This is a genomic window from Bradyrhizobium sp. LB11.1 (assembly GCF_040549385.1).
GTDB lineage: Bacteria > Pseudomonadota > Alphaproteobacteria > Rhizobiales > Xanthobacteraceae > Bradyrhizobium.
The window spans coordinates 643,027-658,880 of the sequence record NZ_JBEPTH010000003.1 but is presented as its reverse complement, the minus strand read 5'-3'; the positions used below and the strand labels follow the sequence as shown (position 1 = coordinate 658,880).

Below are 15,854 nucleotides of genomic sequence, written 5' to 3'. Positions count from 1 at the left end.
CGACGTGCCCCTCGTCAAATTCTAGAAATAGCGCGCCCCGCCTTGCGCCGGGCTGCGGCGTTGCGCCAGCGCCCCGCCCCAAAAAAATCCGGCCTCGACCGATGAGTTTTGCCTGGCCCGCCCGTCTTACACATTAGGTGGGCTGCAAACGCCCGGCATATCGAGGAACTTCGCTATGATTTTCAAGGACAAGGTTGCGGTCATTTGCTGCGCCGGCGGCGCGTTGGGCGGAGAGCGCCCATGAAGCTCAACGGCCGCACCATTCTCATCACCGGAGGCACGGCGGGCATCGGCCTTACGTTCGCGCTCAAATTCTCCGAACTCGGCAACCGGGTCATCGTCACGGGCCGGCGGCAGGCCGTGCTCGATCAAATCAGGAAGACATACCCACAGATCCACGCCATCCAGAGCGACGTCGCTGATCCCGAGCAAATTCGTGCGCTGGCGGGGCGCATGAGCGCCGAGTTTCCCAAGCTGGACGCGCTGATGAACAATGCCGGGATCAGCTTCTACAAGAATCTCAGCGGCCCGGCCGCCGACCTTGCAGGTCTGACCAGGGAGCTCGAAGTCAATGCGGGTGGCGTGATCCGCATGACATCCGCCTTCATCGACATGCTCAAGGCCAACAAAGGCACGCTGATCAACGTGTCGTCCGCGCTGGCGTTCGTCCCGCTGCCTTGTATCCCGATCTATTGCGCGACGAAAGCGGCCATTCACTCCTACACCCAGTCGCTCCGATTCCAGCTGGAGAACACCGGCGTGGAGGTCATCGAACTCATGCCTCCGGCGGTCAAGACCGAGATGACGGCAGACCTTCCCGAGGGCGATGGCATCACCTTGATCACCACCGAGGAGTTGGTGAAGCAATCGTTCAAGTCGCTGAAGAAAGGTTCGCTCGAGATCCGGCCGGGACAGTCGAACCAACTTGCCCTTATGCGCCGTCTCGCCCCCGATTTCATCAACGGCCAGCTCTGGAAGGCATCGAGGAAGCTGGTGCCGACCGCCGCTGCCTAGCGGGCATCATCCGCAGGTGCGTATCTTTAACGACACGAGGAGAACGAAATGCATCCGTTGACAGGGAAGAAGATGGTCGTCGTTGGCGGCAGCCGCGGCGCGGGGCGACGTATCGTCGAGGAAGCTCACGACAACGGCGCGCAGGTGCTCGCGGTGGCGCGGCACGAAGGCGCCCTGCAAAAACTGGCCTACGACAGGCCCGGCGTGAAAACCATGGCACTTGATGCCGCCGACGCCGACGCGCCTTCGACGGTGTTTGGCGCCATGGAGCCGGACATTCTCGTCGTGTGCGCGGGCGCGCATCCTTCCACGGCGCCTCTGCATGAGCAGAGCTGGCAACAATTCGCGGTCAATTGGGAAAGCGATGTCAAGATCGCATTTCATTTCTGCAAGGAAGCTTTGGCCCAGCCCTTACGCGAGGGTACGACGATCGTGCTCGTCTCCAGCGGAGCTGCGCTTGCGGGTTCACCGCTCACGGGCGGCTATGCCGGTTCCAAGCGCACGCAACTCTTCATCGCAAATTACAGCCAGAAGGAATCCGATCGGCTTGGTCGCGGCCTGCGATTTCTCGCAATCGCGCCGCGCATCATGACCGATACCGAGCTTGGGGGGCGTGCAATCGCCGGCTACTCCACCTATCTTGGCATCTCTCCAGACGACTTCGTCCGGAGCATGTCTTCGCCGCCGACCTCGTCGGATGCCGCGGCGGCGGTCATTGCACTTGTGACGGCCCGGGATCGCCCGAAGGAGAGCCTGTTCATCGTCTCAGGCAAGGGGCTCGAACCTGTGTCCTCGTGATCAGCTTATCGCGGGGCCGCGGCCGTGGGAATCGAATGTCATGACGGGGACGCATCGACCGGTTGATGCCCAGGCCTCTGCGCAGGCAAGCCGCGCATTCGAGCAACGCGCCGAGCCGTTTCGTCGCGAACTCAAATTGCACTGCTACAGGATGTTGGGCTCCATGCACGAGGCGGAAGACCTCGTGCAGGAGACCTTCCTGCGCGCCTGGCGCAACTTCGAGGCTTTCGAGGAACGCGGATCGTTTCGGGCCTGGCTGCTCCGTATCGCAACGAATGCCTGCCTCGATGCGATCGCGCGCCGCGCTCATCAACAGCGCTTCCTGCCCGAGCGGCGGTTCTCCGCGAGCGACCGGATGCCGGATGGAAGACCGGCGGATGACGTTGCGTGGATCGATCCCTATCCGGATTCCGAGCTTGACGGCGTTCTCGACAACACGCCCAATCCTGAGGCGCGTTACGCTTCGCGGGAGGCGGTGCAGCTTGCCTTCATTGCCGCGATCCAGCAGCTTCCGCCGCGCCAGCGGGCCGCGCTTCTGCTCTGCGATGTCCTGGGGTGGCAAGTCGCAGAAGTCGCGACATTGTTGGGTGGCACGACGACCTCGATCAACAGCGTCCTCCAGCGTGCGCGATCGACCATCGCAAAAGGACATCAGGGAGGGGAAGGGGCGGCGGTTTCGCGACCTGATCCAGAGCAGGCGAGGCTTCTTGGTCGCTACGTCAAGGCGTGGGAGGAACTGGATCTCGATGGCTTTGTCGCGCTCCTGAAAGAGGATGCCATCTATACGATGCCGCCGCTGTCGCAATGGTATGCGGGCCGTCAATCCATTCGCGAATTCTTCGAATGGGCGTGGAGGGATTATGACGGCTATCGTCTGTTGCCGACAGGGGCGAACGGACAGCCCGCCTTTGCAGGCTACGCCCGCTCCGACGCGAAAGCACCATGGACCGCGCATTCGATTCATGTGCTCTCGCTGCGCGATGACGCGATTTCCGGGCTGACCCTGTTCGTGAAGCCTTCCAGCCCGCGTCTGTTCGAGGCCTTCGGTCTCCCCCTGATCTTGCAGGACGGACGCTAGGATCACAAATTGAGATCCGAGCGCTGGGCCAGCTGGACCACGGATCGTGCGACACGAGAAGCGCAGCGTTTCAAAGACCTGAGGAGAACGCCCTATGGATCGTGTAAATCCGGCGAGATCTGACGACCTGAAGGCAATCGAGCAGGTTGTTCGGGACTACATTGAAGGATTTTACGAAGGCAATGCCGCGCGAATGGAAAGCGCACTCCATCCCGAACTGGCCAAACGCATTGCGCGCCGCGATCCCGAGTCGGGCCGGGACTATCTCGCCGAAATGAGCGCACTCGCTCTCACGCAGCTGACCCGACAGAAAGCGGAACGCCCAACACCCCCGGCTCAGCGTCAGCAGGAGATTGTCGTGTTCGATGTTTCCGGGAACGCCGCCAGCGCCAAGATGATCGCATCGACGTGGATCGACTATTTGCACCTCTCACATATCAATGGCCGCTGGGTGATCGTCAATGTGTTGTGGGAGATGAAGGCTGGACAGGCATTGAAGCCTTATTGGTAGCGGCGAGCCCGCCGCCTACCACGCATAACGCACTGTGCCCTTGCCTGTGTAGGTCTGCGCGTTGCGCGAGAATTCGGCCTCGACCGTTCCAGCCAGCGACAGACCGTTTCGCCATTTCATCTCGGCGCGGCCGCCGACGAGCGCGGAGTCGGCTGCCGGTCGCGTGCCGCTGACCGTGAAGGCGGCACCGGGCAGCGTCTGGAAGGCTGCGCTCACGAAGCGGTTGGTATTGGTATCGTGGGCCCAGGCGAGCCGGCCGCGCAACGTGAGCACGCCGTCGCTGACGAGAAAGCGCTGGTCGGCGCGCGCGCCGAGCTCAGTGCGGACGTTGGTGGTGTCCTGCGCGGCGTAGGACAGTGCGAACTGGTTGCTGCCGACCAGCGCGGTCTCGCCGTAGCCGGGCAGATGGAAGGTGGTGGCCTGCGCCGCTGCGTAGGGCGTCACGCCGAAGGAGGAGGCGGGGATCGGCGCGAAGCGCCAGCCGGTTTCGAGGCGGCCGGAGAAGGTGCTCGCCTTGAAGTTCGCGGTGAGCTTGTCGGTGCCTGACACGGTCACGGTGCGGTCGGTGGTGACGTCCTGCCAGCCATAGGCGAGGGCGGCGGAGATGTAGGCCGGACCAAAGGTGTGGCGGGCATAGAGGCCGGCCTGGAACAGATCGGCGCGGCCGCTGCCGAGAGCATCCGAGAGCGCGAAATTGTAGCCGGCGCCGCCGAGCGCAAAGCCGACCAGCGTGTTCGCCGAGAGGCGATAGTCGGCACCGACGACGGTACCGTAGATGTGGCTGGTGGTGGTGCTTGAGCCTGATGCAGCGTTGCCGTTCAAGGTGCTGGCGCCGCCGTAGCCGGAGGCCCACACGCCCCAGCGGCGGTCGATGGCCTCGCTGCTTGCCTCGCGCGGTGTCACCGCGGCATAGGCTTCGCGCACGCGGGCGTCGCGTGGGCTGGTGGACGCATAGCCCAGCGTCCCGCCATCGCCGCCGGCTGCACCGCGTTCGCCGTCCGCGCCGCCATTGAAGGGATCGAGCATGTTGACGAACTGCTGCGTGGCATCGAACGCCGCCTGCGTGCCGGCTGCGCCGGGCTGGCCCGAGACCTGGCCGAGCGCGTGGTTGAGCTGCGGGTTGCCCATGTTGAGCAGTGCATCGAAGCCGGCTGGCGGTGTCGCTCCGCCCGCGACCGCCCTGTTGATGGCGTCGGCAACGTTGGTCGGGTTGGCGCCGGTGCCCGCCGGCAGCACGATCCCGCCTGGATCGAGCACGAGGTAGACGTTGTTCAGATCGTAAGTGAGGTGGGGGTTGCGCGTGGGGCTGAAGCTGCCAATCGCGGTCAATCCGGCGAACTGCGTTCCACCAAAGCCGCCGGTCGCATTGAGAATGGTGTAGGTCTGGCTGCGGAAGCTGCCGGGGATTGCCACCGCCTGCATGGTGGCGCCGGTGAGCGTCGCGGTGCCCGAGACATTGGTCCGATCGGCGGCGGACGCGGAGACTTCCACTCTGTAGAAGCTGCCGGCGGTGAACGCCAGATTGCCGCTGACGGTCAGGGTGCCCACGGAATTGCCGGGTGCCAGCGTGCCGCCACTCGCAATCGTCGTATTGCCGACGATGCCGGTGCCGCCGAGCGTGCCGCCGCTCTCCACGGTGACGCCACTTGAGGCCAGGATCGAGCCGTTCACAGCAAGCGTGCCGCCGTCGATAACAGTTGCGCCGGTATAGGTGTTGATGCCCGAGAGCGTCAGCGTGCCGGTGCCAATCTTGACCAGCGATGTCCCGGTGAAGCCCCCGTTGCCGGTGAGCACGCCGGTGACGGTGGTCGACAGATTGTCGCCGCCGACTGTCAGCTCTGCGCCGTTGAGGTCGAAGCGACCGTTGCCGGCGATTGAGCCGGCGCTGATCTTGCCGTCGCTGCTCGGGCCTGGGGTGAAGAAGTTGAACACGGCCGTGGACGCGGCGTTGATGAGCTGCGCTTGGTCCGGTGTGGAGTCGCCGTCGAACAGCACGGTGCCGCTGTTGGTGATGACGGCGTTGCCGGCTGTGGTGTTGCCGTAGAATGTCAACTGATTGGTATTGGTGATGGTGGCGTTGCCGGCCGTGGCGTTGGTGTCGAAGACGAGCTCGGCGTTGTTGGTGATGGCCGCATTGCCGGCCGTGGCATTGGCGCTGAACGTCAGCGTGCCGCCGGACACCGTCACGCCGGAAAAACTCTCCGCGCCGATCAAGGTCAGCTTGCCGGCACCGGACTTTGTCAGCGCGCCGCCACCGAGATTCTGGCTCAGGACAAAATTGTTGGCTGCGTCCGCGATGTCGAATGTGCCGCCGCCGGCACCCAGATTGATGGTGCGCGCGGTGGTGTTGAATGTCGTTCCGGTGATCTGCAAGGTGCCGCCGTTGAAGGTGAGGCCCCCCGCGACGTCGCCGAGATTTGCATCTGACGAGACGCTGACCGTGCCGCCAGCGAAAGTGGTGCCGCCGCTATAGGTGTTCGTCCCCGACAGCGTCAGCGTGCCGGTGCCGGTCTTCACCAGCGAGCCGCCCGCGGCGCCGCTGTAGCCGCCGTCGGCGATCACGCCGCTGACGGTGGTCGACAGATTGTTGCCGCCGACCGTCAGCGCGTTGGCGCCGAGATAGAAGGTGCCGTTGCCGGCGATCGAGCCGGCGCTGAGCTTGTTGTCGCCGTTCGGGCCGGAGCCGACGGAGAAATCGAAGAACGTGTTGGCCCCGTTGTTGATCAACTGCGCATTGCCGGCGGTGGCATTGTCTCGGAAATAGGTCATTCCGCTGGTATTGTTGAAGGGACCGCCGGCATTGTTGGTGATGACGGCGTTGCCGGCCGTGCTGGTGCCGGTGAATATTAGATTATAGGTGTTGGTGATGGCCGCGCTGCCAGCCGTGCTGACGCCGTTGAAAGACGCGGCAAAGTTGTTGGTGATGGTTGCGCTGGCCGCGGTGCTCGAGCCCCCGAAGTTCAAGGTGCCGTTGCTGGCGATCCCAGCGTTTCCAGCTGTGCTCGAACCGTTGAAGTCGAGGCTTCCGTCGTTGTTGATCGTCGCGCTGCCGGCGGTGCCGGCGCCGGAAAATGTCGTCGAGCCGCCATTGTTGATGTTGATCGTGGCGCTGCCAGCCGTGCTGGTGTCGGAAAACGTCGCGTAGCCGGCGCTGGTAATGGTGATGGTCGCGCTGCCAGCCGTGCTGGTGTTTCGGAAAGACACTTGGCCGGCATAGTTGGCGGTGATGATGGCGCTGCCGGCCGAGCTCGCATTGTAGAAACCAACGAAAGTATTGTTGCCGCCGCCGATGCTGGCGTTCGCGGCGGTGCTCGAGTCGCTGAAGATGACCTGGCCATAGTTGGAGTTGGTGATGGTGGCACTGCCAGCCGAGCTCGCGCCGTAGAAGTATATCAAGCCGCCGTAGTTGTTGATGGTCGCATGGCCTGCCGTGCTGGTGTTGTAGAACGCCGTCGCTCTGTTGGAGTTGTTGTTGATGATTGCGCCCGCCGCCGTGCTGGCGTCGCGAAAATAGAGTGTGCCGTAGATATCGTTGGTGATGTTTGCGGTTCCCGCCGAGCTCGTGTTGTGGAAGGTGACAGCGCCGGCGGGATTGGTGGGACTGTTGATGATGGTGGCGTTTCCGGCCGTGCTGCGGTCGTAGAAGTCGACGGTGCCGGTGGTGGTGATGGTTGCGTTCGCGGCGTTGCCGTCGTCGTAGAAGGAGAGGGTGCCGGTGTTCGAGATGTTGGCCGAGCTGGCGCTGCTGGATAAGAAGGGATCGTTGTGGAAGGTCATGGTCCCGCTGTTGGAGACGCTGGTGACGCCGGCAAGGTCGGCGTTAACGACACTGAAGGTGCTGCCGGCGCCGACAGTGACGGCTCCCTGGATGGCTTGGCTGGCGAAAGGGCCGCCGGAAGAGCCGATCTGTAACGTGCCGCCGTTGACCGTGACGTCGCCGGTCATGGCGTGGTCGTATGCGAGCGTCAGCGTGCCGGTGCCGATCTTGACCAGCGAACCGTTGAGAATGTTGCCGCTTATGACGGTCGACAGATTGTTGGAGCCGACCGTCAACTGGTTGCCGCCAAGGTCGTATAGCCCGTCACCCGCGATCGAGCCGGCGGTGACAGGACCCGACGTCAGGAAGAGGATTTGACCGGCACCATTGTTGTTCAGCGCGGCATTGCCGGCGGTGCTGCTGTTGAAGAACTGGAGGCCGCCATTGTTGTTGTTGATGGTGGCGTTGCCGAGGCTGCCGCCATAGAACATGCCGGTCGACGGGATGCCGTTGAAGTTGATCGTAGCGCTGCCGCTGTTGACGGTGATGCCGCCTGTGAAAGTCAGCTGGTCGCTGACGTTAAAAGTGTAGTTCGAGGCGCCGGCATTGAAGGTCCAGCCGCCGGTCGAGGCGCTCGAAATCGACAGGGTGGTGGTATCAGAGCTGCCGAAGGTGGCCGTGCCCGCCGGCACGAAGCTGCCGTCCCAGTTGGAGCCGGTGCCATAGTCGTTGCTGCCGGGAGAGGCGAGCCATGTGCCATCCGACGCGCCGCGCGACGGCGCGGCCGGCAGCATCCAGGCCACGACCAGCGCCGACGATGTCAGCAGCGCGGCCCGCAGGCGGCGGGTCGCTTTGAAACAATCTTTCCCCGTCCTCACCACTTCCCCCGGTACGTGGTCGCGAGTCCTCACTCGGATTCATCGCATCGGCCAGAGGTGGTGTCCTGATAAGGGGGTGGCTTGTTTCTGAAACTTTCTGATATTTCCGTTTCAGGGACACTTTTCGGGCTTTTTCGACACAGTTGCCCTATAGGAGCCGACCAGAGAGACGCTGTGGGGGATAAGTTGCTTCGTTTCGCCGGCTTCGAGCTGGATCAGCGGCGCGCGGAGCTGCGCTCAGCCGATGGCGTTGCAATCAAGCTCCGACCCAAGACATTCGAGATGCTGCGGTTGTTCGCGACCAGCGGCGGCCGCGTGCTGAGCAAGCAGGAGCTGATGGAGGCGGTCTGGCCGAACATCCATGTCGGCGAGGACAGCCTGTTTCAATGCATCCGCGAGCTTCGCACCGCGCTCGGCGACGAGCGGCGGCAGCTGATCAAGCTCGCCTCCGGCGGCGGCTATCTGCTGGCGACGGAGGTCGTGGATGCGCCCGCAGTAGCGGAGCAGACCGAGGGGACCCGGGCGGACCCGACCGGCGAGGTCGAGACCCGGCCGCCGGTCGAGCTCGCCGCGGTACCCCCTAGGCCACCGCGCGCCCTATTCGGTTTGAGCCGGCAGGCCATGGTCGCCACCGTGGCGGGGCTTTGCCTTGTTGTCATGGGGCTTGCGGTTGCCGGGCCGGTGCTGAAGCCGGACCTCCTGTTCAGGCGGACGCCACCGCGGCTCGTCGTGATGCCAATCGTTGACGACAGCAACGACACGCGCGGCGCGGCGATGGCCGCCGAGGTCACCGCGCGCCTCACGGATGGTTTTGCCAAGGTCCAGAACATCAGCGTGGTCGCGCCGCGCGTGGCGGTCGCCGGCGGCGAGAGCAGCGCTGCGTCCACCGCATCATCCGATTACGAGCTGCGTGGCGAATTGCAGCACGGCGATCAGTCCTGGATGCTGCGCGCGCGGATCATCAAGACGGCCACTGGCGAGGTTCAGTCGGTCGTCGCGGCTTCAGTCACCGCGGAGGAGATCGACGCGCAGCTCGCGCAGTCCCGGCTCGTCGCCGGCGTCGGTCATGTGCTTGCACGCCGTCTCAACGAAATTCTTGAGCCGAGTGCAGCGCGTTCCAGGACGGCCGGCGCGTCTGCGGGCGGCGACAAGGTGGCGGTCGAGCAGGCGCTCGCCTCGATCAACCAGACCACGCGCGAGCGTTTTGGCGCGGCACAGACGATGTTGCAGAAGGCGCTCACCGACGACCCCGACAATGTCGATCTCTCCGTCGCGCTCTCATCGCTGCAGATGCGCGGCATCCAGATGGTCTGGTTCAGCCCGGACGAGGCCGTTACGGTCGAAGCGAAGGCCAATGCGACGCTCGAGCGCGCCTCGCGATTGAGGCCGAATTCGATTCCGGTGCTCGAGGCCCATTGCCGCTTCCTCAGCGCGACCAATCATTTCGTGGAAAGTCTCGTCACCTGCGCCAAGGCGTTGAGCTTCGATCCGTGGAACGGGTCCGCGCTCTATCTGATCGGCCTTGGCCAGGTCTATCTCGGCCGTTTCGACGATGCGCTCGCGACGTTCCAGCAGGCCGACCGTTACGACACGCCGCCGGCCTCGCGCTGGACCTGGCTGCTCGGCGCGGGCATGACGTATGTCTTGATGGGGCGCTACGACGAGGCGCTGCCGTGGATCCAGCGTTCGATCGCCATCACGCCGGGGACCGGCCGCTCGCACTTTCTGCTTGCAGCCGCCTACCAGAGATCGGGCCGGTTCGAGGAGGCGAGGGCGGCGATCGCGGAGGGACTGCGCTTGCGGCCCGGCACGACGCGGCTCAGCGTCTGGCCGCCGATGAAGAACGCAAGTCCGGTTTGTATCGCAGCCTGGGAGCGCGTCGTTCAGGCAGAGGTCGATGCGGGATTGCCGGAGCGGTGAAGGCGGGTAATTCAGACCCTCACCCTGAGGAGCGCGCTCTTGCGCGCGTCTCGAAGGGCGAGGCCACTGGCCGGGCCTTCATCCTTCGAGACGCGCGTTCCGCGCTCCTCAGGATGAGGAGCTGACAGGTCGGATCGTTACCGCCACCGCCGGTGCAGCCACAGCCACTGCTCCGGATGTTCGCGGACCCAGCCTTCCACCACGTTGGTGATCGCCTGCGTCGTGCCCTGGATGTCGATCTTGCCCTCGGCATCGCGGACCGGCGGGATCTCCTCAGTCAGCTCGGTGGCAAAGCGAAAGCCGGGCTTGCGGATGACGCGGACGCCGTGGATCGGGCATTCGACCTGGCGCAACAGGCGCGCCAGCATGGGATTGGCGCGGGTCTTGCGGCCGAAGAAGGTGACCTCGACACCGTTGGTCAGATACTGGTCGACCAGCATGGCGACGTGCTTGCCGTCCTTGAGCGCCTGCGCGAGCCGCAGCGGCGCGTCGCGGCCGGCGGGGATCAGCGTGCCCATATTGACCTGGCGCATCTCCTGGATGATGCGGTCGGCCGACGCAATGTTCGGCCGGCGATAGAGGATCGCGGTATCGAGCCCGTGCGCGACGGCGGCGAGTGCGGGCAGTTCCCAATTGGCGAGATGCGCGGCAAAGATCAGCGCAGGCCTGCCGTCGTCACGGATGTAATCGAACCGCTCGATGCTGGGCTTTGGCAGTTCGATCCGGCTGTTCTCCGGATGCGCGCGGTCGTAGTCCCAGACATGGTCCATATGGGCGAATTCGGCGCCGACGCGGCCGAGATTGTCCCAGACGCCCATCAGGATCTGTTCGATCTCTTCGGGCGATTTCTCCGGAAATGCGGCGGTGAGGTTGGCGCGGCCGATGCGATGCTCGCGCAGGCGCGGGCCGATCGTCTTGGTGACGCGCGCGAAAAAGTCCGAGGTCTTGACCGGATCGAAATGGCGCGTGGTGCGCAGCATACCGACGGTGGCGGCGCCAATCAGGCCGCCGCCGATCGATTTGGCTGCATTCCGCGCGCGAATCTTCGTGCTGAGGGAAAGCAGCGCCATGCGTCCGGTCAGGCCGGTTCGCGGGTCAGGATCAGCGAGGCGTTCTGGCCGCCGAAACCGAACGAGTTCGACATCACAGCGGTGACGCGGGCATCGCGCGCCTTGTTGCCGACCACGTCGAACAGGATCGTGGGATCCGGATTGTCGTAGTTGATGGTCGGCGGAATGCGCTGATGCTCGAGCGTCAGCAGCGAGAAGATCGCCTCGACCGCGCCCGCGGCCGAGATGGTGTGGCCGACCATCGACTTGTTGGAGGTGACCGGGATCTTCTGCAGGAGATCGCCGAACACGGCCGATGTCGTGTTGTATTCCATCTTGTCGTTTTCGGGCGTCGCGGTGCCGTGCGCGTTGATGTGGTCGATCTGATCCGGCGTCATGCCGGCATCGGCCAGCGTCTTGTTCATGCAGCCGATGATCGGCTTGCCGTCGGGCGACGAGCGGGTGCGGTGGAAGGAATCGGTGAGCTCGCCGCAGCCGGCGATTACGCCGAGTATCTTTGCGCCACGCGCGGTCGCCGCTTCATAGCTCTCCAGCACAAGGGCGCCTGCGCCTTCGGCCATGACGAAGCCATCGCGGTTCTTGGAGAAGGGGCGGGAGGCCGCCTGCGGCGGATCGTTCTGCGTCGACAGCGCCGAGAGCAGCGAGAAGCGCACCAGCGCTTCCGGATTGACGGTGCCGTCGGTTGCGACGCACAGGGCCGCATCGGTCTCGCCGCGGCGGATCGCCTCGACGCCGAGCTGGATCGAGGTGGCTCCGGACGCGCACGCCGTCGACAGCGAGATCGGTGAGCCCTTGGTGCCGAAGGTTTCGGCGAGGTGGGCGGCAACCGAGCCGAACATGAAGCGGTGATGATAGGCGTTGTACTTGCCGCCGCCGGAGATGCGCAAGAGATCGTCATAGGTGAAGTCGGGCGCGCCGACGGCGCGGCCAAGCTCGCGCCGTTGCGGCCACTCGACCTCGACCGGCGCGACCGCGAGGAAGAGGGGGCCCGGGAAATCGCCCTTGGCGCCGATGCCGGCCTGCTGCAGCGCTTCCTGCGTGACCAACTCGGCCATCCGCTCGGACAGGCCGGTGGAGGAAAACGGATCGACGCTGACGAAATCCACCGTGCCGGCCATCGTGGTCTTCAGGCCGTCGACCGGAAAGCGCGTGATGGTGCGGATGCCGGATTCGCCCGCAACGAGCTTCGACCAATTGTCGGCCTTGCCGGCGCCGAGCGAGGTCGTGATCCCCATGCCGGTGACGACGACAACGGGACGCCCGAGTTTGTCGCGTGGTGCAGTCATGTCGATCCCCCGCTAGAGCATGATCCGGAAAAGTGTGACGCGGTTTTCCGAAAGATCATGCTCGAACAATAACCTACCAGAGCGCAACGCGCGCTAGCTAAACAGCCTCGACCAGTGCCATGCCTTCGCCGCGCCAGTGTCCGGCCCCCACCACGACGATCTGGGTGGGCGCACCCTGCATTTCAACCTCGGTCCCGGTCGAATCGTTCGGCGGAAACAGCGCGCCGCGCGAGATCGAGAGCGCCGCGAGCGCAATGCCGAGCGGGAATTGCGTTTCCATGGTGTGCCCGAACATCGTGCCGGTCGCACGCACCGGAAAGTCGCCGTGCTTCTTCAGGAAGCCGCGCTCCTCCGATGTCGCCGGCTCCGCACCGGTTGCGCCCGAGATGATCGCGCCCTTGCCATCGCGCTTCGGCAGCTTGTGCCAAAGCTTCTCCAGCGTCGCTTCCATGTCGCCGCCCTGCTTGCGACGGGCCAGATCGGTCACCACGCTCGACAGCTTTGCGTACGGCTTGGCGCCGCGCGCTTCCGCATGCGCCTTCGATTCCAGCACCAGGAAGGCGCCGGCCGAGCCGAGCGCGAAGCCGGCGTGGTCCTTGCGCGCCCAGACGGGAGCGAACTTGTCCTTCAGGTTGAAGTCGCCGAATTCGTAGAGGACCATGAGGTCCTTGCGCTCGCCATTGTGCGAGCCGCCGACCAACGCGATGTCGCTCTCGCCCGAGGCGATGCGTGACAGCGCGATGCGCGCGGCATCGGCGCCCGCAACCTCTTCGCCCATGAAGGTGCGCGAAGTGCCGCCGAGACCGTTGACGATGGCGATGTTGCCGGCGAGGAGATTGGAGAGCTGGGCCAGAAACAGCGTCGGCCGGAGATCGCTCATCAGCCGCTCGTTGAGAAAGCCCGGCGCATTGGCGCCCTTGGCCTCGGCGGTGAGCACGCCGGTGTCGACGTTGAGATCGCGCTCGCCGCCGCCGGCGGCCACCACCATGTCGATCTTCGACAGGATGTCCTTGTTGCCCTTGATGCCGGCCGAGTCGAGCGCGAGGCCCGCGGCATAGACGCCGATGCGCTGCCAGGCTTCCATCTGGCGCTGGTCGCCCTTCTTCGGGATCTGGCTGTCGAACGACACCGGCAGCAGCGGATGCACGATGAAGGGCGCAAAGCCCTTCTCGTCGACATTGATGCGCTTCTCCTGGAGCGCGGCCCAGTTGGCGTCGAGACCTTCGCCGAGCGAGGTGGCAAGACCAATACCGGTGATCCAGACTTCCGTCTGGCCCGGCTTCGAAGCGGTGTCAGTCATGGCGATACGGCCTGTTGCGGAAAGCCGACGCGTTTTGCGACCGCGTCCATGTATCCGCGCATATCCGAATTGGGGAAGGGGATCAGGGTGAAGGTGAGCGTCGAATTGGCGCGCAGCTTGCCGCCGACCCGGATCTTCGACTCGGTCATCGCATAGCCAGAGCCTTCATGGGCCACGCTCGCCTCGAGGGTCATCAGGTCGCCCGGAAACACCGAGCCGCGCACCTTGCCTTCCTTCACGGCGGCGAGAATCGGCATACGCTCGAACTTCAGGACGCCAAGCAGGAGAAAGCCCGAGGCCTGCGCCATCGATTCGATCAGTAGCACGCCGGGCATGAGGGGATAACCCGGGAAGTGCCCCTCGAAGATGGTGCTCTCCTTGGGAACCTGGGCCTCGACGACGATCTTCTTCTCGTCGACGTTGAGGTCGACGATGCGATCGATCATGTGGAAGTATTCGAGTTGCATGACCGCCCGATTAGGCGCTCGCGCCCTTGGCGGCAACCAGTTCGTCGATGCGCGCGCACAGGTTCTTCAGGACGAAATACTGCTCGGTCGTCGCCTTGCCGTCGTTGACCTCCTGGGTCCACTTTTCCAGCGGCAGCTTGATGCCGAACTGCTTGTCGATCGCGAACGCGATGTCCAGGAAATCGAGGCTGTCGATGCCGAGGTCATCGATGGCATGGCTATCCGGCGTGATCGTGTCGCGCGGAATGTCGCAGGTTTCAGCGATGATCGTAGCGACCTGATCGAATGTGGAGGACATCACTAAGCCTTTGATATATTGCAGGTATTCTTCAGATATCCCAGAGTGGTACGGTGGGTGGGCATCGGGCCCCGAATAACGCCCTCACCCCCCTCTGGACGGGTCGAAAGCCCGTATATCGGAGCGCCGCTCTGAGTTCAATGGAGCCGGACGGGCCCCAAGGATAGGGCTGGGGATGCGGTCGGGGGCCCTTGGCGCGGGGACCGGGTCTAGATATGGGGCGTCGTGATCTTGACGCAGTCCCGCCGGCCCATCAGCACGCAATCCTGGGTCCGGCGCAAATCGGCGATGCTGACCGCCAGCCAGATCCCGATCGCGGTCAGCGCGATGGTGAAGGCGAGCGCGGCGATATTGGCGAGCATGCGATGGCGGAAGTCGTCCGGCTCATCGCGGGGCTGCTCGTAGCGGGACAGATCGAGCGGTTCGGGGGCTGCTGCATGCAGCGGCTGTACGATGCCGCTGCCCCGGTGGATCACTGGGGACGGCGTCGCGCGCGGCCTGAACTGGAGCACCTGGTGCTCGTCGTCCGAGGTTATGGGCCGCTGGGATGTCATGGGGCGGCGGTTACTCCGAAGCAGCGGTTTTTTGATAGCATAGGCGACACAGGGGTTGCAGAAAATCTTCTCAACGCTCACGCGCATTGCGCATTCGCATGATCTTTTGTGGGCGCCGCGAAAGATCTCGGGAAGGGGTTGTCATCCCGGCGCCAGGGACACGCGGGTTGCGCTGCAACACCAGCCGGAAGCCGGCGCTTCCCGCCCCGAACGCATGTTGCCGCCGCAAGGCCTGTGGCATAATCGGGAACCCGGACCACAAACTGCCACCAGATGAGAGGCCGTTCGATCATGACCATCAACGCGCGCGAGCCCAGAGTGCACCCGGTGCCGATCCTGTCGCTTCGGCCGACGCAGATCACGGTCGGCATCCGCGAGGTCAAGGAGAAGCGCAAGCGTTGGCGCGAGCATGGCAGGAAGAAGCAGTCCGACCTGCTCGGCACGCACATGATACCCGTCGTGCACGGGCCTGACGACCGCTATTACGTGATTGACCATCACCACCTCGGCCGCGCGCTGCACGACGAAGGCATCAAACAGGTGCTGGTGACCATCGTCGGCGATCTCCGCATGGTCGAGCGCGAAGCGTTCTGGGGTGTGATGGACAACAAGCGCTGGGTCTATCCCTACGACGCCAAGGGCGAGCGTCGGCCATTTCGTGATCTGCCGAAATCGGTCGTCGACCTCAAGGACGATCCGTTCCGCAGCCTCGCCGGCGAGCTTCGCCGCATGGGCGGCTTCGCCAAGGACACCACGCCGTTCTCGGAATTCCTGTGGGCCGACTTCCTGCGCCGCAAGCTGACCCGCAAGGCTGTCGATGCCAATTTCGACAAGGCGCTCGAGAAGGCGCTGGCCGCCGCCAAGAGCAAGGATGCGGTCTATCTGCCCGGCTGGTGCGGGCCGGCAGACGACGATTAGGCAAC

The 15,854-nt window shown here is 64.4% G+C and carries 13 protein-coding genes; 6 read left to right on the top strand and 7 right to left on the bottom strand.

The window, feature by feature from the left end; genetic code table 11:
- Nucleotides 1–240: 240 nt before the first annotated feature.
- The 4 genes from ABIA96_RS10850 to ABIA96_RS10835 all read left to right on the top strand — a co-directional run bounded on the left by ABIA96_RS10850 (nucleotide 241) and on the right by ABIA96_RS10835 (nucleotide 3,401).
- Nucleotides 241–1,014 (top strand): SDR family oxidoreductase, encoded by a 774-nt coding sequence (locus ABIA96_RS10850; RefSeq protein WP_354137026.1) that lies wholly within the window; start codon nucleotides 241–243, stop codon nucleotides 1,012–1,014.
- Between the two features lie 48 nt (nucleotides 1,015–1,062).
- Nucleotides 1,063–1,812 carry an SDR family NAD(P)-dependent oxidoreductase gene (locus tag ABIA96_RS10845; protein WP_354137025.1) on the top strand — a complete coding sequence of 250 codons (750 nt, stop codon included), beginning with the start codon at nucleotides 1,063–1,065 and terminating at the stop codon, nucleotides 1,810–1,812.
- Between the two features lie 40 nt (nucleotides 1,813–1,852).
- Nucleotides 1,853–2,890: a sigma-70 family RNA polymerase sigma factor gene (locus ABIA96_RS10840; protein WP_354137024.1), complete on the top strand. Its 1,038-nt coding sequence runs from the start codon at nucleotides 1,853–1,855 to the stop codon at nucleotides 2,888–2,890.
- A 94-nt stretch (nucleotides 2,891–2,984) separates the two neighbouring features.
- Complete coding sequence (locus tag ABIA96_RS10835) at nucleotides 2,985–3,401, top strand: nuclear transport factor 2 family protein (protein WP_354137023.1); 417 nt, start codon at nucleotides 2,985–2,987, stop codon at nucleotides 3,399–3,401.
- A 15-nt stretch (nucleotides 3,402–3,416) separates the two neighbouring features.
- On the opposite strand, the gene ABIA96_RS10830 is transcribed toward ABIA96_RS10835, so the two are convergent.
- Nucleotides 3,417–8,036, bottom strand: a complete 4,620-nt coding sequence (locus ABIA96_RS10830; RefSeq protein WP_354137022.1) for an autotransporter domain-containing protein — start codon at nucleotides 8,034–8,036, stop codon at nucleotides 3,417–3,419.
- Nucleotides 8,037–8,222: 186 nt separating this feature from the next.
- Between ABIA96_RS10830 and ABIA96_RS10825 the strand changes: the two genes are divergently transcribed.
- A complete protein-coding gene (locus ABIA96_RS10825; protein WP_354137021.1) occupies nucleotides 8,223–9,956 on the top strand; it encodes a tetratricopeptide repeat protein in 1,734 nt (577 codons plus the stop codon).
- 137 nt (nucleotides 9,957–10,093) lie between these two features.
- Here ABIA96_RS10825 and ABIA96_RS10820 read toward each other — a convergent pair whose 3' ends face one another.
- The 6 genes from ABIA96_RS10820 to ABIA96_RS10795 form a co-directional block, all read right to left on the bottom strand.
- A complete protein-coding gene (locus tag ABIA96_RS10820) occupies nucleotides 10,094–11,026 on the bottom strand; it encodes a lipid A biosynthesis lauroyl acyltransferase (RefSeq protein ID WP_354137020.1) in 933 nt (310 codons plus the stop codon).
- Nucleotides 11,027–11,034: 8 nt separating this feature from the next.
- Nucleotides 11,035–12,312 carry a beta-ketoacyl-ACP synthase gene (locus ABIA96_RS10815; RefSeq protein ID WP_354137019.1) on the bottom strand — a complete coding sequence of 426 codons (1,278 nt, stop codon included), beginning with the start codon at nucleotides 12,310–12,312 and terminating at the stop codon, nucleotides 11,035–11,037.
- 97 nt (nucleotides 12,313–12,409) lie between these two features.
- On the bottom strand, nucleotides 12,410–13,612 hold the full coding sequence (locus tag ABIA96_RS10810; protein ID WP_354137018.1) for a beta-ketoacyl-ACP synthase: 1,203 nt from the start codon (nucleotides 13,610–13,612) through the stop codon (nucleotides 12,410–12,412).
- Nucleotides 13,609–14,079 (bottom strand): 3-hydroxyacyl-ACP dehydratase FabZ family protein, encoded by a 471-nt coding sequence (locus ABIA96_RS10805; RefSeq protein ID WP_354137017.1) that lies wholly within the window; start codon nucleotides 14,077–14,079, stop codon nucleotides 13,609–13,611. The genes ABIA96_RS10810 and ABIA96_RS10805 overlap by 4 nt, the downstream gene beginning before the upstream one ends.
- Nucleotides 14,080–14,089: 10 nt before the next feature.
- On the bottom strand, nucleotides 14,090–14,377 hold the full coding sequence (locus tag ABIA96_RS10800) for an acyl carrier protein (RefSeq protein ID WP_007592476.1): 288 nt from the start codon (nucleotides 14,375–14,377) through the stop codon (nucleotides 14,090–14,092).
- A 209-nt stretch (nucleotides 14,378–14,586) separates the two neighbouring features.
- Entirely contained in the window at nucleotides 14,587–14,931 is a 345-nt protein-coding gene (locus ABIA96_RS10795; protein WP_354137016.1) for a hypothetical protein, read from the bottom strand.
- A gap of 291 nt (nucleotides 14,932–15,222) precedes the next feature.
- Here ABIA96_RS10795 and ABIA96_RS10790 point away from each other — a divergent pair, with 291 nt between their 5' ends.
- Nucleotides 15,223–15,849 carry a ParB-like protein gene (locus ABIA96_RS10790; protein WP_354137015.1) on the top strand — a complete coding sequence of 209 codons (627 nt, stop codon included), beginning with the start codon at nucleotides 15,223–15,225 and terminating at the stop codon, nucleotides 15,847–15,849.
- The last annotated feature ends 5 nt before the right edge of the window (nucleotides 15,850–15,854 follow it).

Coding starts and splice junctions, on each gene's coding strand:
- ABIA96_RS10850 (WP_354137026.1), top strand. CDS start 241: ATGAAGCTCAACGGCCGCACCATTCTCATCACCGGAGGCACGGCGGGC.
- ABIA96_RS10845 (WP_354137025.1), top strand. CDS start 1,063: ATGCATCCGTTGACAGGGAAGAAGATGGTCGTCGTTGGCGGCAGCCGC.
- ABIA96_RS10840 (WP_354137024.1), top strand. CDS start 1,853: ATGACGGGGACGCATCGACCGGTTGATGCCCAGGCCTCTGCGCAGGCA.
- ABIA96_RS10835 (WP_354137023.1), top strand. CDS start 2,985: ATGGATCGTGTAAATCCGGCGAGATCTGACGACCTGAAGGCAATCGAG.
- ABIA96_RS10820 (WP_354137020.1), bottom strand. CDS start 11,026: ATGGCGCTGCTTTCCCTCAGCACGAAGATTCGCGCGCGGAATGCAGCC.
- ABIA96_RS10815 (WP_354137019.1), bottom strand. CDS start 12,312: ATGACTGCACCACGCGACAAACTCGGGCGTCCCGTTGTCGTCGTCACC.
- ABIA96_RS10810 (WP_354137018.1), bottom strand. CDS start 13,612: ATGACTGACACCGCTTCGAAGCCGGGCCAGACGGAAGTCTGGATCACC.
- ABIA96_RS10805 (WP_354137017.1), bottom strand. CDS start 14,079: ATGCAACTCGAATACTTCCACATGATCGATCGCATCGTCGACCTCAAC.
- ABIA96_RS10800 (WP_007592476.1), bottom strand. CDS start 14,377: ATGTCCTCCACATTCGATCAGGTCGCTACGATCATCGCTGAAACCTGC.
- ABIA96_RS10795 (WP_354137016.1), bottom strand. CDS start 14,931: ATGACATCCCAGCGGCCCATAACCTCGGACGACGAGCACCAGGTGCTC.
- ABIA96_RS10790 (WP_354137015.1), top strand. CDS start 15,223: ATGACCATCAACGCGCGCGAGCCCAGAGTGCACCCGGTGCCGATCCTG.